Consider the following 24,424-nt stretch of genomic DNA (forward strand, 5'->3'; position numbering starts at 1 on the left):
TCGCCGCAATGTCCGGAACCAGCCGTGGAGCGGGCGTCGCGACGGCGACGGCACGAACACCCGACCGAGCACAGACACCCGACCGAGCACAGACACCCGACCGAGCACAGACACCCGACCGAGCACGGACACCCGGCCGGGCAGGTCCGCTTCGCCGGGCGGGGCGTCGACGCGGTGTGTCAGATCGCGATCGGGCTGGCGATCTTCGGCGTCTACCTGGGTGTGGCGCACGGCCTTGCGGTCTCCCGGTCCGCCGCGGACGCGCGGGGAGCGGACCTGCTCGCCGTCGAACGCTGGCTGCACATCGCCGCGACGGAGCCGCTCAACAACGCGCTGCGCGGACACACGGCGCTGGAGATCCTGGCGGCCTGGGAGTACGCCACCACCTACATCATCACGACCTTCGGCCTGCTCGGCGTGTTGTGGGCGCGAGCCGACCCGACGTACCGCTGGGCCCGTGACAGCCTGGCGGTCACGACCCTGCTCGGCGTCGCCTGCTTCGCGCTGTGGCCGACCGCTCCCCCACGGCTGCTGCCCGGGGAGCGATTCGTCGACATCGTCGCGATCCACCATCCGCCGCTGTCATGGGGAGGTGGGCCGGTGTCGGCGGGGGCGAACCAGTTCGCGGCGATGCCGAGCCTGCACGTGGCCTGGGCGGTGTGGATGGTGGTGGCCTCGATGCGCGCGCGGCGGGTCGGCCCGGCCGGCCGGGCGTTCGGCGCGGCCCATCTGGGCGTGACGATGCTGGTGGTCCTCGCGACGGCGAACCACTACGTGCTCGACCTGGTCGCGGGTGGCGCGGCCGTGGCGGTCGCCGCTCCGGTCGCCAGCGGGATGGGCCGGTGGGCCACCGCGAGCGGCACCCGGCGGGTGGCCGCGGCCGACGAACTGTTCCTCCATGTGCAGACCGCCACCAACCCCCAGTACGTCGGCGGGGTGGCGATGCTCGACACCTCTCTCGGACCAGCACCGACCCTGGACGCACTACGGCGGCACCTGGCGGCACGGCTGTCGGCGATGTCCCGCCTCACCCGGCGGGTGGTGCCGGCGGGCCGGCTGCGTCACCACCGCTGGGCGAGCGACGGCGACATCGATCTGTCCTGGCATGTGCGCGAGACGCACCTGCCCGCACCCGGGGGGCAGGTCGCCCTCGACGGCCTCGTCGCCAGGCTGAGCGTGACGCCGCTCGACCCGGACCGCCCGCCCTGGCGGATCTGGCTGGTCCGCGGCCTGGGCGCGCACCGGGTGGCGGTCGTGGTCATCGTCCACCATGCGGTGGCGGACGGACTCGGCGTCGTGGCGCTGCTGCGCCACCTCCTGGACCTGCCCTCCCCGCCGGACCCGCACTGCCCGGCCGACCTGCGTACCCCGACCGACCTGCACCCGTCGCCCGACCTGCACCCGTCGGCCGACAGCGTCACCACCAGCCCGGACGGGCCTGCCCCGGGACCGGAGCGGGCCCGACGGCTGGCCCGGGCCGCGCGCACACCCGTCACCCGACCAGCCACTGTCGTGAGTGGGCTGGTGAGCCTCGCCCGTGACGGCGCCGCGCCGCCGATGACGCTGTCCGGTCCGCTCGGCAGGTCACGCGCCTACCTCACGACCGCCTGGTCGCTTCCCGCGGTTCGGTCCTGTGCCCACCGGCTGGAGGTGACGGTGACCGATCTGCTGTTGGCCGCGGTCGGATCCGCCGCCACGGCGGCCGTGGCGGCGGCCGGCGAGGAGCCGTCCGGACAGGTGCTGCGCGCCGCCGTCCCCGTGACCATGCGCATGCCCGGTTCGGATCAGCACGGCGTTCCCCGCGGCCCCGGCAACCTGACCGCGGCACTGCGCCTTGACGTGCCACTCGGGCCGATGCCGCCGGACCGGCGCGCCGAGCAGATCACCCGCCGCGCGCGGGACCGAAGGGCGTCGGGACGTCTGCCGGCGAGCGCCGCGGCCCTGCGCCTCATGGGGGCGCTACCGGCTCCGCTGCACCGGGCGGCGGCCCGCTCGGTCTACCGCGCGCGGTTCTTCACCGCGATCGTGTCGAACATGCGCGGGGCGCCACGGCCGCTGGAGCTGCTCGGGTGCCCGTTGCGGGACGTCTTCCCGATCGTCCCGCTCGCCGCGCAGGTGCCGCTCTCGGTGGGTGCGCTCGGCTGGAACGACCGCTACTGCGTCGCCGCGACAGTCGATCCCGCCCGGCTCGACCCGGTGCTCTTCGGCACGGCGCTGCGGGCAGCGCTGGCCGAGCTGACATCACCGGAACTGACCGGCCGCGCCCGGACGTCGCCACCTCCCGGGCGGCCACTGGCCCGATCAGCCTGAACCGGCCCCGACACCCACCTGTCCGTCTGTGACAATTCCGATCACGTGATCTTGCCTGTCCGGTTGCCATCCTGGGTGGGTGACCATGCCCGCTGTCGTCCCCGTCGCTCTTCTCGCCGCGTTCCTGCTCGCCTCGTCGGCCGCGCTGCAGCAACGCGCCGCCGGCCGCAGCAGCTTCGCGACCCGCGCCGACAGCGCGCACGCCGTGCCCGGCATCGGGCTGCTGGCCGAGCTCGTCCGGGACAGGCTGTGGGTGCTGGGCTGGCTGGCGAACATCAGCGGCTTCTGCGTCCAGGCGGCCGCGCTGCATCTGGGGTCGGTCGCCGAGGTACAGCCGCTGATGGTCTGCCAGCTGCTGTTCGCGCTTCCCCTCGGCCTGATCGGCACCGGGCGGCGGATGTCCCCGAGTGCCTGGTGGGGCGCGGCGGGCATCTGCGGTGGCCTGGCCGCGCTGCTGTCGGCGCGGGGCGACCTGCCCGCCTCGGGCGGCATCGACGAGACGCGCCTGGTCGCGGCGATCGCGGCGACGGTGGCACTGGCCGGCCTGCTGGTCGTGATCTCACTCGGCCGGCCACCGGCCGCCCGCGCGGGCCTGTTCGGCGTCGCGGCGGGGCTGTTCTACGCCCTGACCGCGGTGCTGATGAAGGAGACCACGGAACTGCTCCTCACCGAAGGCATCCTGCATACGGCGATCAGCTGGGAGGGCTACGCGCTCGCCGCGGCGACGGCGAGCAGCCTGCTGCTCGGGCAGGCCGCCTACGCGAGCGGGCCGCTCGCACCGACGATCACGGCGATGAACATCACCAACCCGGTGATCTCCTATGTGCTGGCGGTTCTGCTCTACGGCGTTCCCGTACCGAGCACCGCCGGGCAGCTGGCGGGCGTCACGCTCGGCGCCACACTGATCACCGTCGGGGTCGTCCTGCTCGCCCGTACCCCCACGCTGCCGAGGGCCGGCAGCCAGCTGCCCTGACGTCCGCCAACGGACGGAAATCCTCCACGGCCCGGACCCGGCCCACCGGCCGGATCAACATATGCCGCGCCTGCCATTTCAGGCCGAATCAGATCGCCGGCACACGCTCGCGGTTTGATCGGCAGGCCAACCGTATCCGTTCTCTCGCCCGGGGCGATCAGGACCCGCGCCCGCCTCGCGATCTCCGCACCACACGAGGGGAATCATCCCGCATCGCCCGGGCGAGGGCCGGCACCCGTAACCGGCGAGCACTCCGCACGTAACACGGCCTACATTATTTCATGCAACAGTGAGGCATCCGGACATCCAGCTGGACATCCGTTCCCTTGACCCCTCACGGTGGTGATCTCGTGGTTGATATCGTGTCGCTGACGGCCTCTGTCGACGGCATCCCGACAGTGGCGGAGACCGACGCGATATTGGCGGAGCTTCGCCAGATGCCACGGACCGTGCAGAACACGTCGCTTATGGATGACCTTCTGGAGTTTCGGTCGCTGCTCACAGCAGCGACCGAATGATCGGGTCTCCTGGCGGGTGTGCCGGCCAGGCACGTGGGGAGAGGCGGGGAGGCAGAGTTCCCACCCATGAACTCCCCTCCGCACCTGGCCGGTTGTAAGCGGGGCTGTTACTGGTCGCCGAAGCGCTGCCCCTCCTGGCCCTGGTCCCCACCGAAGCGCTCACCGGACTGTCCGCCCTGGGCGCCTACGCCGACGAGCTCCCGCAGCCGGTTCTCGACGTACCGCTCGCTGTGGTGGGTCTTGTCGGCGATCCGGGCGATGAGGTCGTTGATGCCCGTCGCCGAATCAACGTCAGAGGTGCTGACCTGACCGAACTGGTCGAGCAGCCGGTAGCGAAGCTGCCGCCAGTTCTGGCGCAGCTGCCGCTCGATCTGCTGACGCTGCTGCTGCTGCTCCTGCTGAGTCATTTCAAAGAGCCCTTCCGCCACGATGGAAATTTACGAGGTGTTGACGCGGGGGGAACACTACCCGTCCCCCGCTGGAACGCATCCCAGGTCACCGAACGAGCGTGGCTGCAATCAGCCTCACCATTACCTCAGATCGGGCAAGAGGAAAACGGTGCACACACCGGGATGATTTCTTTCCGGCGGTGTGGATCCGAAACCTGCCGCTGATCAACCGGGCCCGTCACTTCGCGGCAAAGGCCGGCAGGTCGCGCAGTTCCGGCCGCGGACATGGTCACCGGAAGATGATCGATGAATCGTTGCCGGACCGGGGCCGGGACGCCGTGGCGAGACACGTCCCGGCCCGGTAGGGCGTCCCGGCCGAACCTGTCGACTACGGGCTGCTCCGGAGCCGGCAGCGTGACGGAGTCCGAAGTCCGGAGTCCGAAGGGCGGATGCCGGCTCAGCCGCAGCCACAGGCGGACACCCAGCCACGGGTGGGCACCGGAGTGCCGACAAGGAACGGACGGCGCTGGAGGGGCGTCAGCCCACGCCGCGGCCGTCCCGCACAGCCCGCGGGCACCCGACAGGCCGGGTGGATCGTCTCTCCCCCGGGCCGCCTACCAAAAGGGTCAGGGAGCTGGCTGGCTAGTGCCGGCCCGGGTTGCCGCCGAACAGGCCGCCGAACCCACCCGGGCCACCGCCGAAGCCGCCGAGGCCACCGAAGCCGCCTCCGTGACCTCCACCATGCCCGCCCCCGTGGCCTCCGCCGTGACCGCCCAGCTGGTTGCCGGCGAACCCGCCCTGACCGAGACCGAACTGCCCGGCGAGGCCCGAACCGGCCAGCGCGTCATAGGGCGGGAGCAGCTCACACGGCTGGACGATCACGTAGCCCTCACCGCTGAACTGCAGCTGCCAGCTCTCACCGGTGTTGCCCCGCGGCTTCCAGGCCGCGCTGGAGGTGACCGCCGCCTGCATCGAGACCTGCAGGCTCGACGACCAGCCGACCACGGCGTCCGCGTCCGCGAAGTAGTAGTTCTGCGAGGTCACCCGCATCACCAGCGGGGCCCCGGTGGTGCACACCACCACCTGGCCGTCGCCGCGCAGGTCGACCTGGTAGTTGCCGACACCGGCGATCCCGACCTGGCTGTCGATCCGGACGAGGTCCCAGTTCAGCGCCTTGTCGAAGGCGAGCACGTTCTTGCCGTCCACGGTCAGTCCGTCGCCGGCGAGATCGAGGATGTGGATGTCCTGCGCCTGGTTGGCGAGGTAGACCGTGCCGGAGCCGGCGACCTTCATCAGGTTCAGGCCCTCGCCGCCGCTGAAGAAGCTGCGGAACCGCGAGCCCCAGCCCTCCCAGTGGGCGTCGAAGGTCGCCGCACCCTGGTAGGCGACCATCGCGCCGCGCCGGGCGTAGAACCCGCGCATGCCCTGGGCGCCGAGAGTCGCCTTGAGCATCTTGCCGTTCTGCAGCGTGAACCGCTCGTTGCTGTTGACCTCGGGGTTGTCGAGCAGGCTGCTGCGGATGCCACCGCCCGGCCCGCCAGGACCTCCCGCGCCCGGAGGCATCCCGCCGGGTGGCATGCCCCCAGGTGGCATACCGCCCGGTGGCATACCGCCCGGTGGATAGCCACCGGGCATACCCGGGCCGGGCGGGTAGCCGCCGGGCATCCCCCCTGGCATCCCACCGGGGTTACCGCCCGGGTGACCGCCGTACATCCCGCCGTGCGTCATGATCAGATCCTCTCACCCACGCCGACGGTCAGCCGCGCACCGAGAAACTCGGGCGCTCGTCCTCGCTCGGTTGCACCACGACGAAGCCCTGACCGGAGAAGCCGAGCTGGAACGCCTCGCCCGAGCCGCGCCCGATCAGCCCACCGAGGCGGGCGGTGCGCCGTGGCTCCACCCGCAGGCCGTCGGTGTAGGCGACGAGCGCGTCGGTGTCGACGAAGGTGGCCGCCTCCCGGGTGTCCAGCATGATCGGGTTGCCCTTGGCCGTCAGCGCGACCCAGCCGTGGCCGCGCACGACGACGTTGAACATCCCCATGCCCGAGAGCATGTTGACGCCCTTGACCCGTTCGATGCCCCACTGCAGGCTGGCGTCGAAGGCCAGGATGTTCTTGCCGTTGATCGACAGGCCCTCGCCGGCGAGCTGGACGACGATGACCTCCTTGCCGTAGTCGGCCAGGTAGAGCAGGCCCTGCCCGGTGGCGGTCATCAGCGGCACGCCCTCGCCGGTCGCCCAGGACGACGCGATCCGGCCGAGCTGCGGCGGCTGCGGGTTGAAGTCGATGAGGCCCTCGTAGGCGATCATCGAGCCGACCCTCGCGAAGAGGTCCTGGCCCGGCATCATGACCACCTTGGCGATCTTGGATCCGTGCTTGCTCATCCGATCCATGACCGGCGTCGGACCGTAGTGGTCCATCAGGCTGCCCTGCACGGCACGCTCCCCTCTGCCCGTCCACCCTCTGCCCGTCCGCGCCCCGGGCCGTCGAGCCCCGCCACGCGACACATGTCAGACCTCGCACGCATGTCAGACGTCGGACGCATGTCAGACCTCGTAGGGCTGGACGACGACGAAGTGACCCGCGAACCCCATGAACTGCAGCGCGAACGACTCCCCGCTGGCCCCCGCGTAGATCGTGCGGGAGACGCGCACCTGGGTCGACACGCTCACCCGCATGCCGGACGTCCAGGCCACCAGCGCGTTCATGTCCGCGAACGTCGGCCCGGCGACGTTCAGGGTCATCGGTGTGCCCTTGGTCATCACGACCACCGAGCCCGGCCCGGAGACCTCGAAGTGGAAGAAGCCGCCACCCGGGATGCCGGGGCTCTCGATCCGGCGGACCTCGGAGCGCACGGTGGCGTCCATGGCCAGCAGATTCTTCGAGTTGATGCACAGCGACGAGTTGCCGAGATCGACGATGTGCAGGTCCGCGGCGTCGCGCGCGAGGAAGACCTCACCGTTGCCCCGGCAGGTCATGAGCTTGAGCCCCTGCCCGGTGAGCTTCTCCTCGATCAGGCCGCGCAGGCCCCCGCTCTTGTAGTCGAACTCGACGTTGCCCTGGTAGGCGACCATCGAGCCGCGCAGGGCGAGTGCGTCCGGCCCGAGGGTCACCTTGACCAGCTTGCCGTTCTGCTGGGTCCAACGGCCCGCCGTCGGCACCTCGCGGTACGGGTTGAGGCTGTTCATGGCGCCCGGCTGGATGGGCTGGGCCTGGGAGGGCAGGTAGGGCACCGGCCCGGGGAACCCGGCCGGCGAGTGCGGCTGGCCGCCCGGGCCGGCTCCGTACCCTCCCGGCACGGGACCACCGAACCCACCCGGCCCGCCGGGGCCACCGGGCATCTGCTGGCCTGGCATCTGCTGGCCTGGCATCTGCTGGCCGGGCATCCCCGGCCCGGGAGCGCCGTGGCCGTGGCCGGGGCCGCCGGGCATCCCTGGTGGGGCGGGCGGCGCCGCGGGCGGCTGGGCGTACCCCTGATGGGCACCGCCGGCCTGGCCATACGCAGGCTGCGGCTGCGGTTGCGACTGCCCGTAGCCCTGGTTGTATGCCGGTTGCGGCTGCCCGGGCCCCGGAACGGGAGCCGAGGGCGGGGGCGCGTTGTAGGCGGGCGCGGGTGCCGGCTTGGTCTGTGAGACGGGGGCGGGCGGCGCGCCGAACCCGGGGGCGCCGCCGGGGGCCGCGCCGGGCGGCGGCGCGAAGGACGGAGCACCCGCCGGGGGCGCCGCCGGCTCGTCCTCCACCTCTCCGCCGTAGCTGCGGATCAGCTCCGCGAGGCCCCCGCGGAACCCCTGGCCGACCGCGGCGACGCGCCAGACGCCCTTGCGGTAGACATCGCCGATCATGATCGCGCGCTCGTCCGAGAAGTCCGCGCCGGTGAAGGAGTAGCGCAGCACCTCGGTACCACCGGCGACGATCCGCAGGTAGCCGGAGGTGATCTGGGCGGCGCTGCCCGCTCCGTCGAGCGCGGCGCAGAAGGCCAGCTTGTGGACGGCCGCGGGGACCTGCTCCAGTGTGATCCGGAACGACTGGGTGTCACCGGACTGCGCTCCGAGCAGCTGGATCGATGACTCGGGCGACTTCGGCTGGTTGAAGAAGATGAAGTAGCGGTCGTCAGAAAGCCGGTCGGCGCCGTCCAGGCCGAAGCAGGACACGTCCCATTCACCCGGCGCGTTGATCTGGATCCCGATGTACAGGTCGGTGCCAGCGGTGATCGCCGACAGCTGGGACTTCTGCCCTCGACTGAACTGCGTTACCACCGCGCTCCCTCCCATCGGCGTACCGGCCCACCGCGGCACGAGCCGCACTAACCGGACTGTCCGGGAAACTAGCAGCCCGGGCCGCCGGTGGCAGGACCAGCATCCTGCCCGGTCCTGTCAGACCCCGGACATCGCCCACGCCGTACACCGGCCCGACAGGCGTACGCCGGCCCGGCAACATATGGGACGGGTCACCGCAGGATCCTCCGATGTTCCCGGCTCCCCTCGCCCTCGGCGCGTCGGTGGCGTTGACTGGATGCCATGCGCTATGTGGATGTCGTCTCCACAACGAAGAAGATCTCCAAGATCGGGCTGGGCACGTGGCAGTTCGGCTCGCGCGAATGGGGCTACGGCTCGTCCTACGCGCAGACGGACGCGGTGCTGATCGTCCGGCGTGCCCTCGAGCTCGGCGTGACGTTGTTCGACACGGCCGAGATGTATGCCTTCGGGCGCAGCGAGCGCATCCTCGGCGACGCGCTCGCCGAGGCCGCGGCGCTGGGCGGGGAGACGTCCACCGCGGTGCGGCCGGAGGAGGCGTTCGTCGCCACCAAGATCTTCCCGGTTCTCCCGGTGGCTCCGGTGGTCGAGCAGCGCGCCATCGCCAGCGCGAACCGCCTCGGCGTGCGCACGATCGACCTGTACCAGGTGCACCAGCCCAACCCCGTCATCCGGGACGGCACGACCATGCGCGGGATGGCCTCGCTGCGCCAGGTCGGCGTCGTGGACGAGGTCGGCGTCAGTAACTACTCCCTGGAGCGCTGGCGCGCCGCGGAGACCGCGCTCGGCAGCCGGGTGCTGTCCAACCAGGTCCAGTACAGCCTGGTCCGCCGCCAGCCCGAACGCGATCTGATCCCGTTCGCGCGCCGCGAGGGCCGTCTGATCATCGCCTACAGCCCGCTGGCGCAGGGGCTGCTCTCCGGGCGCTACGACGTCACGAACCGCCCGCGCGGGGCGGTGCGCAAGGCGAACCCGCTGTTCCTCACCGAGAACCTGGCTCGTCTCACACCGCTGCTCGACGTCCTGCGCGAGGTGGCGTCCGGGCACGACGCGACCGTCGCCCAGATCGCCCTGGCCTGGGCTGTTCACCACCCGAACGTCGTCGCGATCCCGGGTGCGTCCAGCGTCGCCCAGCTGGAGAGCAACGCGGCGGCGGCGGAGATCACGCTGACCGACGGCGAGTACGACGCGCTGACCTCCGCGGCGGAGAACTTCTCACCGCTCACCGGCCCGACGTCATGGGCGGCGATGGCCGCGGAGCGCGTCGGCAACCGGACCTGACCGACGGCCGCTCCCCCATCCGGGCGGAGCGGTCACGGCAGGGATTTCTGGTTCGTCAGCCGAAAACGGTCGCTGCCCGCCTAGAAGGACGTGCGGTCGTCGATGTCGCCGCCGTCTCGATGGGTGCCGTCGTCGGAGATGATGTGGAAGGGCGGGCAGACACCGGTGGAATGGTGCGCCGCGGCCTCCAGCGCCTTGCGGACCCGCTCCTCCGGCTCCTCGCCGATGGTGCTGTGCAGCGACCCGCGCGCATACTCCTCGCCGCAGCCGGCGGCATCGTAGTTGTCGACGGTCCGGCCGATCTGGTAGTCGGAATCGATCCGGTAGAGCTGACCCCGGATACCGACCAGGAACTGGCCGCCCGACTCGTTGCCGGCGTCGTTGCGCGCGTAGCCCCCCTCCCTCAGGCAGTCCCGGACGACCGAGACGAACTCGGTGGCCATGAAGCGGTCAAGGTCCCAGGTGTGAGGAACGGGCGGAACGAGGCTGTAACGCAGCAGCTGGCCCATCCGGAACGAATCCGTGAACCCCATGATGAACTCGCCGTTACGAAAGACCTTCGTGTCCGCACGGACCGTGATCGACCAGCCGGCGACGCCAGCGCTGTCTCCCCCGATCACGACCCGTCCGTCATGCTCCACACCGACGATGCAGGTCACGGTTGGAGATGTTATCGGGTGGTTCCGGCGGGCCGACCGGCCACCGCCGGCCAGCCTGTCATCGCCCGCCCATAATCCCATCGCACGACGGTTTTCTGGCTGCCGGACCACCGGACGGGCCGGCTGGCTAGCGGGCGGCGGCGACCGCGGGCAGGATCACCCGGTGCGCGCCCGTGTACAGGTTCATCGACGATCCGCGGACGAAGCCGGCGAGAGTCATCCCGCACTCCTCCGCCAGGTCCACCGCGAGCGCGGACGGCGCCGACACGGCCGCCAGCACCGGGATGCCGGCGAGCAGCGCCTTCTGCACCAGTTCGAAGGACGCCCGGCCGCTCACCAGCAGCACATGGCCCCGCAGCGGCACCCGGCCTGCCCGGGCCGCCCAGCCGACAACCTTGTCGACCGCGTTGTGCCTCCCGACATCCTCACGCACCACCAGGACCTCACCGTCGACGTCCGCCAGGGCCGCGGCGTGCAGCCCGCCCGTCGCGGCGAACAGGCGCTGCGCACGGCGCAGACGTCCCGGCAGGTCGACCAGGACCTCCGCGGTGATCCGCACCGGGTCGTCGCCGATCTCGTAGCGCCCGCGCAGGCGGACCGCGTCGATGCTCGCCCGCCCGCACACCCCGCACGAACTGGTCGTGTAGAAGTTGCGCCGCAGGTCCACATCGGGCTCGGGCACGCCCGGCGCGAGTGTCACATCCAGCACGTTGTAGGTCAGGCGCCCCTCGTCGTCGACGGAACCCTCGCTGCCGGCGCAGTAGCGCATGCCCGCGATGTCGGCGGCGGTCGCGATCAGGCCCTCACCGAGCAGGAAGCCCATCGCGAGATCCATGTCGTCGCCGGGCGTCCGCATCGTGACGGCCAGCGGGTGCCCGCCCACCCGGATCTCCAGCGGTTCCTCCCCGACGATGGTGTCGGGTCGCGACGTCGGCTCCGTCCCCAGAGTCACCCGCATGACCCGACGTCGCGTTGTTGCTCGCCCCATAGGCTCACCGTCCTCTAGGTGGGTCGAGAAATCCACCATGTCGAGCCATCGGCGGCGTAGTTCACTGACTCCACGCACCCACATCCCGACGCCCACGGACGATTCGGCACACGACGTGTCGCACCCCGTCGCACCGTGTCTCACCGTGTCGAGATGATTTCTCGTCAGGTGTATGGATTCCCGGCCAGTCCGGGGTGTCTGGTCCATGACGTGGCACGAGTAGACGCCCCGTACCTGCTACAGCTATGTGATGGCACGGGACGCACCCGCCTGCGTTCCACCCGAGAACACATCCAGTGACAACCCATCCAGGGACAAGGGGACGGAACAGCCATGGGAATGAAGCGGTTCATGTCGCGGCTCGGTGTCGGCGCCGCCGAGGTGGAGACAGTGCTGGATCGTCCGGACGCACTGCCCGGTGCGGTGGTGACCGGGCTGACCACGATCACCGGTGGCTCGGTCGACCAGGAGATCGAACGGGTGCTCGTCGCGCTGGAGGCGACCGTCGAGGTCGAGACCGAGGACTCCACCTGGCACGAGCAGGTCACCTTCGGCACCCAGCAGATCGGCGGCGGGTTCGTGATCCGGCCCGGCGAGAAGCAGTCCGGCCGCTTCGAGCTGCCGGTGCCCTGGCAGACACCCATCACCGACGTCGCCGGCTGGCATCTGCACGGCATGAAGATCGGCGTGCGCACCACGCTGTCGATCCCCGGCGCACTCGACCCCGGTGACCTCGACCCGGTGGCCGTGCATCCGCTGCCGGTGCAGGAGACGGTGCTCGCCGCGCTCGGCGACCTCGGCTTCCACTTCCACTCCGCCGACGTCGAGAAGGGCCACGTGCACGGCTCGGACCTGCCCTTCTACCAGGAGATCGAGCTGAAGCCGTCCGGGGAGTACGCCAACCGGATCAAGGAGCTGGAGGTCACCTTCCTCGTCGACGGCGCGGGCATGGACGTCGTGCTGGAGGCCGACCGCCGCGGTGGGCTGCTGCACTCCGGCGGCGACCAGCTCAGCCGCTTCCGGGTCGGCCACCACGACACCGACCGCCATGCCATGGCCGGCGCGCTGCACCAGCAGCTGCAGGCCCTCGGCGCCCGCCGCGGCTGGTTCTAGAGCCGCGGCTGAATCTGGACGAGCGGCTGGCGGACTCAGCGCAGCTGGAGATAGGCGAGGACCGCCAGGACCCGCCGGTTGTCCGCTGGTCCCGCCGGCAGATCCAGCTTCTGGAACACGGTGCGCACATGCGTGCTCACCGTGTTCGATGAGATGACCAGCCGCTCGGCGATACCCCGGTCGGACAGGCCTTCCGCGAGCAGCCCGAGGATCTCGCGTTCGCGTGCGCTGAGGCTGTCCAGCGGATCGACCCGGTGCACCGAGCCGACGAGCTCACCCACGACGTCCGGGTCGATCACCGTGCCGCCGGCGGCCAGCCGGCGCAGCGTCCGGCTGAGGTGGTCGGGATGCAGGACCCGTTCCTTGAGCAGGTAGCCGGTCCCACGGGCGCCTGCGGCCAGCAGCCGGGTGGCGTACTCGGGCACGGCGAACTGGGACAGCAGCAGGATCGCGAGATCGGGGCGGCGAGCGCGCAGCGCGACGGCGAGGACGACCCCTTCGTCGGTGTAGGTCGGCGGCAGGCGGATGTCCAGAATGACGGCGTCCGGTACCCCCGTGCTGACAGCCTGGTCGAGCTCGGCCGGGTGCGCGAGCGTCGCGGTGACCACATGGCCCTGCAGTTCGAGCAGGCGCCGCAGGCCTTCCCGGACGATGACGGAGTCGTCGACAACAGTCACCCGCACGGCAGCTCCGCTCGCAGGCAGGTACCCTCACCCGGCGGCGAGATGACGATCAGATGACCGCCGACCGTGTCGACCCGATCGGCCAGTCCGCGCAGCCCGCCTCCAGACCGAGGGGTGGCACCCCCCGGGCCGTCGTCGCCCACCTCCACGACCAGCCGGTCCGCTACCCGCTCGGCGCGAATCCGCGCCTGGGCGCCGGGGGCGTGTTTGGCGACGTTCTGCAGCGCCTCGCTGACGAGGTAGTAGGCGGTCGCCTCGATCATCGGATCGAGGCGTTCGGGAACCTGGACGTCGGCAGTGGCACGCACCGGCGCGCGTCGCGCGAGCGCGGCCAGCGCCACCGCCAGCCCGGCGTCGGTGAGCACCGCCGGACGGATGCCCTGGCCGAGGTCACGCAGCTCCCGCACAGCGAGGCGCAGCTCGTTGTCGAGCTCGTCGAGGAGCTGGCGCCCGGCGGGCGAGCCGACCTGGCCGCGTAACACCGCCAGGGTGAAGCCGATACCGAGCAGGCGTTGCTGGGCGCCGTCGTGCAGGTCGCGTTCCAGCCGCCGACGCTCGGTGTCCGCGGCCGCGGCGATGCGCTGCCGGGAGGCCTTCACCTCGACGAGCTGGTGCTGGATGCGTGCGTGCAGGCGGGCGTTCTCCAACGCCAACCGTGCGGCGGCTCCGGCGGCATGCAGGAGCTCCCGGTGCTCCACGAGGGCGGGGTCATGGATCATCACCGCAATCGGCGGGGAACCCATCACGGTGACCGCCCGCGACCCGTCCGTGGGTACGGTGTACCGCTCACCTGCCACGTCGACGAGCCCTTCCTCTCCCTCATCGGTAGGAAGGGCACCCGTGGTCAGGGCCTCGGTGTCCGGGGCACCGGTGGTCAGAACATCGGCGGTCAGGACATCGGTGGTCAGGACATCGGTGGTCAGGACATCGACGGGGAGGCGGTGGGTGGAGAAGGCAGCCGCAGGGAAGGCCTCGACGGGAAAGGCCAACCGCAGAGTGCGGTCGCGCAGCGTCCGTCCGAGCTCGGCCTCGATCTGGTGGGCCGGCACCCGTTCCAGCCGACGGACCAGATCACCGACGGCGGCGAACGCGAGACGCTCGCTGAGCAGGCCGGCGAAGAAGGGCACGACCAGCGCGGCGGCGGCCGCCCAGGTGTGGCCGTAGTAGAAGATCGTTTCCGGGACGGAACCGGTACCGGCGACGACCGTGGCGACCTCGAATCCGGCGAACATCGCGACAGTGCCGGCAAAGGCTCCGAGGGCGAACCCGAGGATCCGCCGTTCCCGGGCCGTGGACCGGGCGACCCTCAGGGCGAGCAGGGCCAGCACCGCGGTGGCCAGCACGACCCAGGCGACCAGCGAGCACCGTCTGAGCGCGAGATAGAGTCCACGATCCGCGACGAGCTGGATCGGACTGTCATAGCACCAGAAGACACAGGTCGTGTGATCCACGGTGCGGGTGACGAGCAGCAGCGGCCCACCGACGGCCGCGAGCGCGAACGCGCCGGCGACAACGCCGCGTGCGGCCCGGCCATGGACCCGGCCCGTGGGATAGCCGAGCAGTATGTGCGCGGACACCGCGTACTGGAACATCGTGAGCCCGGCGCCGACAACCGTGAAAAAGGCGTAGCCAGGAAGCTCCGCCGACGGCGCGAAGTCGTGCGGATTTCCCACCAGGACGAGGTAGCCCAGGCCGAGTGTCCAGGCCCCGTGGCCGCTACGGGGACGGATCCGCCAGATCACGAGACCAGCTCCGGCGAACCACACACCCACGCCGATCTCCGAGGCGGCATCGGGAAGCCCTGTCGTTCCGTAACCCACCGCCACCCAGAAATCCATCGCCAGCAGCGAACCGAGTAGCCCGGTATGCAGAGCAAGGAGCCGGGCGGAGTGTGCTGTCCCGCGTGCGGACACCATGCCCCGAACCTTAGCAGCGGCCACCGCCGGCACGGCCGCCAATTCCCTGCGCCGCTCCAGGCGGAGACGGATTCATGGTTTTCCATGAGGGCGCTTCACTGAAATCCGTGAGGTTTACCGGACGGCTCTGCTCCTACCATGACCGCCACGTCCGACGGAATGAGTGGGGTGCGGGATGAACGGAGCCTGGCGTAGCCGGGAACGGGCCGGCGGCTGCTCTGGTACCGAAGGCCGAACTGACGCTGCAGGCCGGACTCGCGCTACGGGCCGAACCGGCACCACAGACCGAACCGGCACCACAGACCGAACCGGTGCAGGCCGATTCGGGGCTGGGCTCGGGAGACTGGTGGCAGGCCTCCTCGCCCTCCTGGTGGCCACCGGCTGCGCGGACGGCACGACCGGTCGGACATCTGCCGTGACCGGCGACTCCCCGCGTACGGCGGCGTCAGCGTCGCCGCCGTCGTACCGCGGCCCCATCGCGGCACCAGCAGGCGACGCTTTCTACACCTGGCCGGGACCGCTCCCCACAGGTCGCCCCGGTGACATCCTGTGGTCGCGGCAGATCGCTCCGACCGGCCCGCTCGCCGGGCTCGGCGTCGACCTCCACCAGGTTCTGTACCTGTCCACGGACGCCGCGGGCCGACCGGACGCCGTCTCGGGCTCGGTCCTGCTGCCCACCGGGCCGGCACGCGCGAACGCGCCGCTGGTCGGATTCGCCACCGGCACCCACGGCCTCGGTGACACCTGCGCACCATCGAAGGGCATCGCTGCCGGTACCGACGACTGGCTCGACTACTTCGTCGCCGCGGCCCGCCAAGGCTGGGCTGTCGCGGCCACCGACTACGAGGGCCTCGGAACCCCTGGCACCCACACCTACAGCGTCGGACGTTCCGAAGGGCACGCGGTCATCGACGCGGTCCGCGCGGCACGCCGCCTACCCGACGCCGGACCGCCCTCGGACGGCCCGGTCGCGTTCTGGGGCTACTCCCAGGGCGGCGGCGCTGCCGCCTGGGCCGGGGAGCTCTCACCGGTCTACGCCCCCGAGTTGCACACTGTCGCAGTGGCGGCCGGTGGCGTCCCAGCTGACCTCAGCAAGGTCAGCGAGGGGGTCGATGGCGCCGAGTGGTCCGGAGCGAACATCATGTCGGGCATCGGCCTCGACGCCGCCTACCCGGAGCTACACCTCGCCGATCACGTCACCGCCACGATCCGAGATGAGCTGGACCAGCTGAAGAAGTCCTGCTCAAAGGAGCTGATCCCGAAGTTCGCCGGGAAGAAGCTGGCCGAAGCTCTCACCTCCGATCTACTGCACGACCCCCGGTGGCAGCAGCGACTTTCCGAGAACTCGCTGGGCGGCTCGGCACCGGCCGCGCCCATACTGCTCTTCCATGGCGGGCAGGACACTGTCGTCGATCTCGGGCAGGCCCGCGACCTGGCTCGCGCCTACTGCGCGGATGGAGCAGAGGTGACCTGGCGTGAGTACGCGGGCGACGACCACGAGGCCGCCTCGTACCGCCTCGAGGATGCGACCGCCTTCCTCGCCGACCGCTTCGCCGGGCGGCCCGCGACATCCACCTGTTGACGCCCCTCGGCTACCGGACCCGGGCGCCAGGCCTTGGATGTCGGACGCAGGCGGCGCAATGGACATCGCGGGGCGCGCGATATCCGTGGCAACGGCGCCCAGCGAGCCGCCTCGGCGCTCGTCATCCGCCGTGATTGTAGGGTGCGCCGACGGTGTACATCAGCAGCGCCAGCGAGATCAGTAACATTACAAGACGAATGCCGATTCTGGGTTTCATGTCGACCTGTCAACCCCCGTGATCGTACGGCGCACCGACGGTATAGGCCAGCAGCGCCAACGAAATAAGTGTCAGCATGATGCGCAGCCTCACCCCTGGCCTCATGCCGTTGATGCTAACAGCGGACATGTTCTTGTTCCTCCGTCCAGAGAAAACGGCACCCACCGGACCAGGTCACCCTGGTCATGGCACCGATGCCTGGCCGCTCTCGGACGAACGGCCGGCTTCCCTCCCGTAGCGGAGCGCCCGCCGCACTGACAGGGAGTGCCAGCGAGACCGGGCATCAGGACTGCTGACCACAGGCCGCGCCGGTCGATTCGCCGCCTCACGCGACTCCTCCCCCGCACGGTCCGGAACACCGGGCCTCGCGCAGTCCGACGCAGCATGACGCGAGCCGCGCATAACGAACACCACCACGGCAGTAACCCCTACCCCGATGAGAAGGTCACCCGGGCTCAGCACGCTGCGCAACGGTGAAAAGGGAATAAAATCCCCCAGGAATGCCAGCCGGGTGGCCGGATCGACAGGCTCGTTCTTCGGAGTCGTGAGAGCGGTAGGAAGACCTGCTGATGCCGCAGCCGCCGAGCTGTACGGCATTCGACCGTTGAGCGCGATGACAAGCCCGTTCAGGCCTGCACCGAGGGCGACGACAAGCCCCGCGATACGCACCTCCGCTTGCCATCCACGCAGGTTCGCAGCCAACCAGAGCAGAACGAGCCCGAACACAACCGCCAGCATGGGCACGCCAAGGCGCTCCTCCACGGCGGCCCGCACCCCGCTCACGTGGTACTGCAAGACCTGCACGAATGTCGCCAGCCACACCATCCAGAGCGCGGTGAGCCGCAAGAACCGAAACCCGGACAGCCGACCGCCGAGAATATAACCGACCACTACCCCGAACGCCGGGGCGATTGCCAGCGCCAGAAGCCCACGCAACAAAAACCCACCTCCGAGCAGGACCGGACCCGACAGCCCCGAGACTCCCTCATGTTCGGCATTCGCCTACAGACCACATGCGGATGGTGCAGACCCCCTACTGATCGATCCGGGAATGCGACGGTGACGGCTGGGGCGCCTGTCTGTCAAGGCGGTCTGGGTGGTGAGTGAACTCGTTGTGTCCTCCGTTCCCTGACCCGGCCTTGCTGGTCGTTTTCCGGTTTAGCATCGCCGTTGCGATCGAACGTCCGTTCGATCGTGTGGTGTGTTTCCGGACCGGAGGTGTGGTGCCATGACTCCCCGCACGCCCTCGACCATCATCAACGCTGCCGGCCCGTCCGCCGCGCCGGCTCCGAACGGCGAGCAGGAGGGGGTGCCGGTTGCGCATCGGGTGTTCGAGGGCTGGTTGAACGATCGGCTGGAACGGCTACGGATGGCGGTCGTGGGGATCGCCGCGGCGCAGGCGGCGGCGATCCGGGTCCAGGCGGAGCTTGCCGCTGCCTGTCCGCCGGAGGGCTATGACTCGGTGGGGCTGTTCGCGTCGATGGTCGCGGGGGATGTGGCGGCGGTGATGCGGATCTCGACGGGGTCCGCGGAGTGGCATCTGGATTTCGCCGACCAGGTGGTCCGGCGTCTACCGGCGGGGGTGGAGGCGTTGGCTGCGGGGGTGTTGGACCTGCCGCGGTTGAAATCGTTGGAGCATGCGACCGCCCCGTTGGACGCGGGGCTTGCGGGCCGGGCGGCTGACCTGGTGTTGGGGAAGGGGCCGCGGGCGCATCGGGCCGGGTTCACGGCGGCGTGCCGCCGTGGGGTGATCAAGGTCGATCCGGAGGGTGCGGCGGAGCGGTCCGAGGTGCGTCGTCGGGGGCGGCGGGTGTGGGTGGAGCCAGAGAGCGACGGGGTGGCGGTGTTGGGGGCGTTGCTGCCCGCGGAGGCGGCGTTGGCGTGTCAGGGGCGGATCGAGCGGGTCACCGACGCGGCGGTCGCGGGCAGGGGCGAGGGGGATGGTCGGAGTCGGGATGAGGTTCGTGCGGATGTTCTGGTCGATCTGATCCTGGGCCGGTGTGGGCAGCCCGGCCCGGCGGGTGCGGATGTGCAGGTGATTGTTCCGGTCGGGGTGTTACTCGGGTTGGACGGTGAGCCTGGCGAACTCGCTGGATACGGGCCGATCCCGGCAACCATCGCGCGGGAGATCGCGTTGCGGCCGACGTCGACGTGGCGGCGGATGTTGACCGACCCGCAGGGTCATCTGGTGGAGTTGGGGGAGCGGCGGTATCCGAGTCCGGCGCAGGTGCGGCATGTGCGGGCGCGGAATCCGTGTTGCATGTTCCCGCGGTGTTCCCGTCGGGCGTGGCGTTGCGATCTGGACCACACAAAGCCGTACGCCGGGGGTGGGAAGACGCTGGTGGAGAATCTGGGGCCTTTGTGCCGGCGGCATCATCGGGTGCGTCATCACGGCCGGTGGCGGGTGACCCAGCCCCGGCCGGGGGTGTTCCGGTGGACGAGTCCGACCGGCCGCCGGTACGAGGTCCGACCGCATTCGTATCTCGACGGGGAGAACATCACCCTCGACCAGGGCATGTCGGGTGAAAACGACCGACCGGGGTGACCGCATCCCCCATGAGAGGGCTCGGCCGACGAGCAGGGCAGAGCACAGCGATCTCGAAGGATCCCATCCCGCCTCACACCGCTCAAAGACGGCGGGCGAAGTGGAAGGACGGGATCGTGAAGCCGGTACGGAGGAAGAGCCGATGCGCGTCATGGCGGTGGGTGCCGGCGTCGAGGTGGATCTGCGCGCAGCCCAGGCGGCGCGCCTCACGTTCGACCCAGGCGAGCAGCCGGGTGGCATGACCGCGCCCACGCATGTTCGGCATCGTCGTCAGGTCATCCACGAGCAGATGCCTGCCATAGGCCAGGGAACTGCTCTCCCGGAACCCGGCGGCCGCGACGACGCGGCCCGACTCACCGTCCCACGAGCCCACCAGCCGGTACCCCTGCGGCCGCTGTTCCTCGTTCACCAGCCGGACGAAACCGGCCGAAGTCAGGTGAGGCCGCAGCTGCCTCATGGGATCGAACGCGAGCCAGGTACGTTCGGCCTCCAGCTCCTCTATCTTCACATTACTCATTGTTACAGCTCCATCGCGCGATGTGTGGACGGGCTCCCCCACGAGACGAGAGAAGCCCGGACACACCCCCGATGGAGGCCCGGGTGGCCGCGACCGCGCGCCTCAGACCGCCTCGCCGAGGGTCTCCGGCACATCCGCGGTCACCAGGTGGGCCGCGACGAACTCGACCACGGCGCGAACGAAGGCGAGCTTGTTACCCCGCTCGGAGACCTCGTGCCCCTCTCCCGAAAAGAGCAGGTACTCACACGGCACCCCGCGGGCCCGCGCGGCGGCGACCGTCTGCTCGGCCTCGAACACTGGAACGTTGGTGTCGTGGTCGCCGTGCACGACCATGAGCGGAGCCACGAGTGCGTCCATCCGGTGCAATGGCGAGAGAGCCCGCAGGAGATCACGATCGGCGACCGGGTCGCCGTACTTGGTGACGGCGGGTGCGGCGATCCACGGCTCGGTGTGCTGATAGAAGGTCTCCAGGTCCACCATGCCGCACACGTCGACACCCACGGCGAACAGCTCGGGAAACCCGACGAGCGCGGCCAGCGTCAGGTAGCCGCCGTAGGAGCGGCCCGCCACCCCGATCCGGCCCGGGGCAGCCAGGCCCTCGTCCACCAGATAGGTGACGGCGCTGGCGACGTCGGCGATTCCGGCGAACCGCCGCTCCAGGTGGTCGGCCTCCTCGAAGGACCGGCCGAACCCGGTCGAGCCCCGCACGTTCGGTGCGAAGACGGCGATGCCCCGTGCGAGCAAGGCGTGGAACAGCGGGTTCAGCACAGGGCGTTCCTGCGCCTCCGGGCCACCGTGGAAGTACAGCAGCGTCGGCACCGGGCCCGGGCCGACCTGCGGGCGGTACCACCAGCCGCTCAGTTCCAGCCCGTCGTGGGCACCGAAGCGGTGGGAGACCGGGCGGACCAGCCGGTAGCCGACGGCCTCGGCCGCCCACGCCGACGGGTCCAGCGCACCGTCGACGGAGGCGTGCTCAACCGACGCGAGCTCAACCGTGGGGTAGGCCGTCGGTGTGTGGGAGACCAGACATCGGTAGGCGGGCCCCTCGGCCGCGTCTGCATCACCCGGAGCCAGGCCTTGGCCCTGCTCCGCTACTCCCGCCTGCGCCAGATCCAGCGTCCACACCTCACCGGGGGTGGTGGACCCCGCGAGTCCCAGGATCAGGGTGGATCCATCGGGGCTGCTCAGAAGGCGGGTGACCACCTCTCTCGGAGGCGGCGGCAGGGTTCGGGTCACGTCGTTCGCGACGTCGAACAGCGCCAGCTCGCTGCGTCCGCCGACGTTCCAGCTCAGCACGGCCGTGGTCGGGTCGACCAGGATGAAGCGTTCCAGGTCGGCGTCGTCGCGCCCGATCAGCAGCCGCACCGAGCCAGGGGTGCCGTCGGGGCGCGGGATGACCTCCAGCAGGCCCGCCCGCTCCCGCCCCAGGTCACTGGCGAGCAGCACGCTGGAACCGTCGGCGGTGAACGTGCCGGCGACGGTGGTGGCGGTGCCACCGGGAACCACGAAGCGGGCCGCCACCGCGGCCGAGGGCAGCAGCACCTCGGTGGCGGGCAGCAGCACCTCGGTGGCGGGCAGCAGCACCTCGGTGGCGGGCAGCAGCACCTCGGTAGCTGGCCCCGGTTGCTCGGACGCCGGTACGGTCGCGGCCACTGCTGGGGCAGCGGCCGCGAAGTCGGGGACCGCAACCCTGCTCAGCAGGATCCGCCGAGCCCCACGGGGGCCCTCGCGCAGCAGCAACGACAACCGGCCGTCAGCGTCGCCCGGACCGTGCGCTTCCTCGTGCACGGCGCAGACCTGCAGGGCCAGTCCGACCGCGAGGTGACGACGATGGCCCGACAGATCGACGGCGAGAGCATGGGTGAGGCCGGATCGGACGGATTCGGTGATCAGCAGAAGCCGGCCGCCCGCAACCCACCGGACCGCGGTCGCCGCCGACGGTTCCGCGGTGCCCGCCGCATGCCCGCCGGCCAGGTGGCACAGGCCTGTGCCGTCGGGTCGAACCACATGGACCTCGGTGCGTTCCCCGCCGCCTGGCGCTACGACCAGGGCGATCCACGTGCCGTCAGGAGACCACAGCACGGACCGCACCTGGCCGGGGCCGGTGTCGACGGCCCGTTCGGTGCCGTCCCTCTCGCGGATCCACAGTGCGGGAGTCCCGGTGCGGTCGCCGACGAAGGCAAGGGCACCGTCCGGGCCGGGCGACGCCCCGCGAACGCTCGGCGGCGCGGCCCACTCGTCGACCAGGTCACGTGGGCCGCAGCCGGGTCGCTGCCAGGGAAGGTCGGTCCCGGCGCCTGCCGTGGCCTGCCCGGGGCCCGCCGTTTGTCGCCCAGCGCCAACCGCGAGCTGAGTGACCTCCGCCGCGTGCTGCGCGACGTCCACTGCGTCCTGCTCCGACCGCGGTGCGGCGGGCTGATGCGGAACGCCGCCGGAGACCGACTCGACCGGACGGAGCATTCACACCCCCTGTGTCTGCAACCACATCTCCAGCAGGGCGGCCTGCCAGAGCGCGTTGGCTCCCAACGTTGTGCGGTTCGAGTTCGGCTCGGCGAGCATCGTCTCGATCCAGTCCTTACGGAACAGCCCACGGGCCCGTGCGGCCGGGTCCGTCAGCGCGTCGGCCACCCGCTCCAGGAACGGGCCGTCGAGATGGCGGATGGCCGGGACCGGGAAGTATCCCTTCGGACGGTCGATGACGTCCACCGGCATCAACGGTCGGCTGAGGTCCTTGAGCACGCCCTTGCCCCCGGAGGCGAGCTTCAGCTCGGGCGGGCAGGCCGCGGCCAGCTCCACCAGCTCGTGGTCGAGGAACGGGGTGCGCGCCTCCAGACCGGCGGCCATGGTCATGTTGTCGACCCGCTTCACCGGGTCGTCGACCAGCATCACCGTGGAGTCGAGGCGCAGCGCGGCATCGACGGACGTCTCCGCACCCGGCTCGGCGAAACGTTCGGCGACGAGGTGGCGGCTCGCGTCGGCCTCGATGAGATGGTGCGCCTCGACCATCTCCGGCAGATCGGCATGTGGGCGGTCGGCGAAAACCCTCAGGTAGGCGTCCACGGCGTCGGCACGCGGTACCGCGGCCAGTGGCGGGTACCAGGCGTAGCCGGCGAACACCTCGTCCGCGCCCTGCCCGGACTGCACGACCTTGACGTGCCGGGCCACCTCCTGGGAGAGCAGGTAGAACGCGACGCAGTCGTGGCTGACCATCGGCTCGCTCATGGCGGCGACGGCCGCGTCGATCGCGGGCAGCAGCCCGCTGCCGGGCACCCGGATCTGGTGATGGTCGGTGCCGAAGCGGCGGGCGATGATGTCCGAGTAGTGGAACTCGTCCCCGGACTCGCCACCGACGTCCTCGAAACCGACGCTGAACGTGGCCAGGTCACGCTGTCCGGCCTCGGCGAGCAGAGCGACGATGAGGCTGGAGTCGAGCCCGCCGGAGAGCAGCACGCCTACCGGCACATCCGCGACCATGCGCCGGCGCACGGCGATGCGCAGCCGTTCACCGATCGCGTCCTGCCAGTCCCGCGCCGTCCAGGCGGCGTGCTCCGGGCGGCGGGTGAAGTCGGGGCGCCAGTACACCTCGTCGCGGGTGGTGCCGTCCGCCTCGACGATCCGGATGGTGGCCTGCGGGAGCTTGCGGACGTCGGTGAGGATGGTGTGCGGCGGCGGCACCACGGCGTGGAACGACAGGTAGTGGTGGAAGGCGACCAGGTCGATGTCGGAGGACACCTCTCCGCCGGCGAGCAGGGCCGGCAGGCTGGAGGCGAACCGCAGCCGGCGCGCGTCCCGCGTCACGTAGAGCGGTTTGATCCCGAGCCGATCGCGGGCGAGGACCAGCCGGCCGGTGTCGCGCTCGTAGACAGCGAAGGCGAACATGCCGGCGAAGTGGTCGACGCAGCGGGCGCCCCAGTGGTGGTAGGCCTTGAGGATCACCTCCGTGTCGGAGGTGGAGAAGAAGCCGTACCCGGCGTCGACCAGCCGGTCGCGCAGCTTCTGGTAGTTGTAGATGCAGCCGTTGAACACCGCCGTGAGCCCGAGCGCGGTGTCGACCATGGGCTGGGCGCCCCGCTCGGAAAGATCGATGATCTTCAGGCGGCGGTGACCGAAGGCCACCGGGCCCGCCGACCAGGTGCCGACCCCGTCCGGGCCGCGCGCGACCATCGCGGCGGTCATCCGCCCCACCGCGGCGACGTCCGCCCCGCGGCCGTCGAATCTCAGCTCACCGCTCAGCCCGCACATGTTCCAGCTCCCGTCGATCGGTCGGTCAGACGGTCGTTCTGCTCCCCCTCGGCCTGGTCCACGCATCCGGGTCACCGAAGTCACCGAAATCGGCGAAGGTCACAGGCAGACGCGCGCCAGGTTCGATCAGTGGGTGACGCGGCGCCTACCGCGCCACCCACCTTCGTGGGCCGAGGTTTCACCACGATGACAGTGGTGTTGCTGTGCGCAACACCACAGTGACCCGAAGCCTCGGGGTG

General features: G+C 70.6%; 19 protein-coding genes. 7 read left to right on the forward strand and 12 right to left on the reverse strand.

What is annotated here, in order from left to right; translation table 11 throughout:
- Positions 1-174: 174 nt before the first annotated feature.
- From AWX74_RS00810 to AWX74_RS39795, 3 genes are all read left to right on the forward strand, one after another.
- A complete protein-coding gene (locus tag AWX74_RS00810) occupies positions 175-2,310 on the forward strand; it encodes a bifunctional phosphatase PAP2/O-acyltransferase family protein (protein ID WP_165615418.1) in 2,136 nt (711 codons plus the stop codon).
- Positions 2,311-2,395: 85 nt separating this feature from the next.
- Positions 2,396-3,283, forward strand: a complete 888-nt coding sequence (locus AWX74_RS00815; RefSeq protein ID WP_091271079.1) for a DMT family transporter — start codon at positions 2,396-2,398, stop codon at positions 3,281-3,283.
- 350 nt (positions 3,284-3,633) lie between these two features.
- On the forward strand, positions 3,634-3,801 hold the full coding sequence (locus AWX74_RS39795) for a hypothetical protein (RefSeq protein ID WP_165615419.1): 168 nt from the start codon (positions 3,634-3,636) through the stop codon (positions 3,799-3,801).
- Between the two features lie 107 nt (positions 3,802-3,908).
- Here AWX74_RS39795 and AWX74_RS00820 read toward each other — a convergent pair whose 3' ends face one another.
- The 4 genes from AWX74_RS00820 to AWX74_RS00835 all read right to left on the reverse strand — a co-directional run bounded on the left by AWX74_RS00820 (position 3,909) and on the right by AWX74_RS00835 (position 8,445).
- Positions 3,909-4,208 carry a hypothetical protein gene (locus AWX74_RS00820; RefSeq protein WP_054567085.1) on the reverse strand — a complete coding sequence of 100 codons (300 nt, stop codon included), beginning with the start codon at positions 4,206-4,208 and terminating at the stop codon, positions 3,909-3,911.
- A 624-nt stretch (positions 4,209-4,832) separates the two neighbouring features.
- Positions 4,833-5,918, reverse strand: coding sequence for an AIM24 family protein (locus AWX74_RS00825; RefSeq protein WP_091270522.1), 1,086 nt, complete (start codon positions 5,916-5,918; stop codon positions 4,833-4,835).
- A gap of 28 nt (positions 5,919-5,946) precedes the next feature.
- The gene (locus AWX74_RS00830; protein WP_091270524.1) at positions 5,947-6,624 is read right to left on the reverse strand and encodes an AIM24 family protein; all 678 of its coding nucleotides are present in this window, start codon (positions 6,622-6,624) and stop codon (positions 5,947-5,949) included.
- A 111-nt stretch (positions 6,625-6,735) separates the two neighbouring features.
- Positions 6,736-8,445, reverse strand: coding sequence for a TerD family protein (locus AWX74_RS00835; RefSeq protein WP_091270526.1), 1,710 nt, complete (start codon positions 8,443-8,445; stop codon positions 6,736-6,738).
- Positions 8,446-8,706: 261 nt separating this feature from the next.
- Here AWX74_RS00835 and AWX74_RS00840 point away from each other — a divergent pair, with 261 nt between their 5' ends.
- Complete coding sequence (locus AWX74_RS00840; RefSeq protein ID WP_091270528.1) at positions 8,707-9,723, forward strand: aldo/keto reductase; 1,017 nt, start codon at positions 8,707-8,709, stop codon at positions 9,721-9,723.
- A gap of 80 nt (positions 9,724-9,803) precedes the next feature.
- On the opposite strand, the gene AWX74_RS00845 is transcribed toward AWX74_RS00840, so the two are convergent.
- Entirely contained in the window at positions 9,804-10,382 is a 579-nt protein-coding gene (locus AWX74_RS00845; protein WP_091270530.1) for an Ntn hydrolase family protein, read from the reverse strand.
- 127 nt (positions 10,383-10,509) lie between these two features.
- Positions 10,510-11,370, reverse strand: coding sequence for a formate dehydrogenase accessory sulfurtransferase FdhD (gene fdhD, locus AWX74_RS00850; RefSeq protein ID WP_091270533.1), 861 nt, complete (start codon positions 11,368-11,370; stop codon positions 10,510-10,512).
- Positions 11,371-11,703: 333 nt separating this feature from the next.
- Between fdhD and AWX74_RS00855 the strand changes: the two genes are divergently transcribed.
- Complete coding sequence (locus AWX74_RS00855) at positions 11,704-12,483, forward strand: sporulation protein (RefSeq protein WP_054567078.1); 780 nt, start codon at positions 11,704-11,706, stop codon at positions 12,481-12,483.
- 35 nt (positions 12,484-12,518) lie between these two features.
- Here the strand turns inward: AWX74_RS00855 and AWX74_RS00860 are convergent, their stop codons facing one another.
- Together AWX74_RS00860 and AWX74_RS00865 are read right to left on the reverse strand one after the other, a co-directional pair.
- Positions 12,519-13,166, reverse strand: coding sequence for a LuxR C-terminal-related transcriptional regulator (locus AWX74_RS00860; RefSeq protein WP_091270536.1), 648 nt, complete (start codon positions 13,164-13,166; stop codon positions 12,519-12,521).
- Positions 13,157-15,082 (reverse strand): sensor histidine kinase, encoded by a 1,926-nt coding sequence (locus tag AWX74_RS00865; protein WP_226930730.1) that lies wholly within the window; start codon positions 15,080-15,082, stop codon positions 13,157-13,159. Before AWX74_RS00865 ends, AWX74_RS00860 begins: the two co-directional genes overlap by 10 nt.
- A gap of 346 nt (positions 15,083-15,428) precedes the next feature.
- Between AWX74_RS00865 and AWX74_RS00870 the strand changes: the two genes are divergently transcribed.
- Entirely contained in the window at positions 15,429-16,664 is a 1,236-nt protein-coding gene (locus AWX74_RS00870; protein ID WP_242666010.1) for a lipase family protein, read from the forward strand.
- Between the two features lie 400 nt (positions 16,665-17,064).
- Here the strand turns inward: AWX74_RS00870 and AWX74_RS00875 are convergent, their stop codons facing one another.
- Positions 17,065-17,817 carry a DUF5317 family protein gene (locus AWX74_RS00875; protein ID WP_131799377.1) on the reverse strand — a complete coding sequence of 251 codons (753 nt, stop codon included), beginning with the start codon at positions 17,815-17,817 and terminating at the stop codon, positions 17,065-17,067.
- A gap of 292 nt (positions 17,818-18,109) precedes the next feature.
- Here AWX74_RS00875 and AWX74_RS00880 point away from each other — a divergent pair, with 292 nt between their 5' ends.
- On the forward strand, positions 18,110-19,426 hold the full coding sequence (locus tag AWX74_RS00880) for an HNH endonuclease signature motif containing protein (protein WP_091270544.1): 1,317 nt from the start codon (positions 18,110-18,112) through the stop codon (positions 19,424-19,426).
- 82 nt (positions 19,427-19,508) lie between these two features.
- Here AWX74_RS00880 and AWX74_RS00885 read toward each other — a convergent pair whose 3' ends face one another.
- The 3 genes from AWX74_RS00885 to AWX74_RS00895 form a co-directional block, all read right to left on the reverse strand.
- A complete protein-coding gene (locus AWX74_RS00885; protein WP_050795763.1) occupies positions 19,509-19,934 on the reverse strand; it encodes a GNAT family N-acetyltransferase in 426 nt (141 codons plus the stop codon).
- A gap of 111 nt (positions 19,935-20,045) precedes the next feature.
- Positions 20,046-22,403, reverse strand: a complete 2,358-nt coding sequence (locus AWX74_RS00890; RefSeq protein WP_091270546.1) for a S9 family peptidase — start codon at positions 22,401-22,403, stop codon at positions 20,046-20,048.
- Positions 22,404-24,185: an N-acetylglutaminylglutamine amidotransferase gene (locus AWX74_RS00895; protein ID WP_091270548.1), complete on the reverse strand. Its 1,782-nt coding sequence runs from the start codon at positions 24,183-24,185 to the stop codon at positions 22,404-22,406. It lies immediately after the preceding gene.
- Positions 24,186-24,424 lie beyond the last annotated feature (239 nt).

The sequence above is a fragment of the Parafrankia irregularis genome (genome assembly GCF_001536285.1).
GTDB lineage: Bacteria > Actinomycetota > Actinomycetes > Frankiales > Frankiaceae > Parafrankia > Parafrankia irregularis.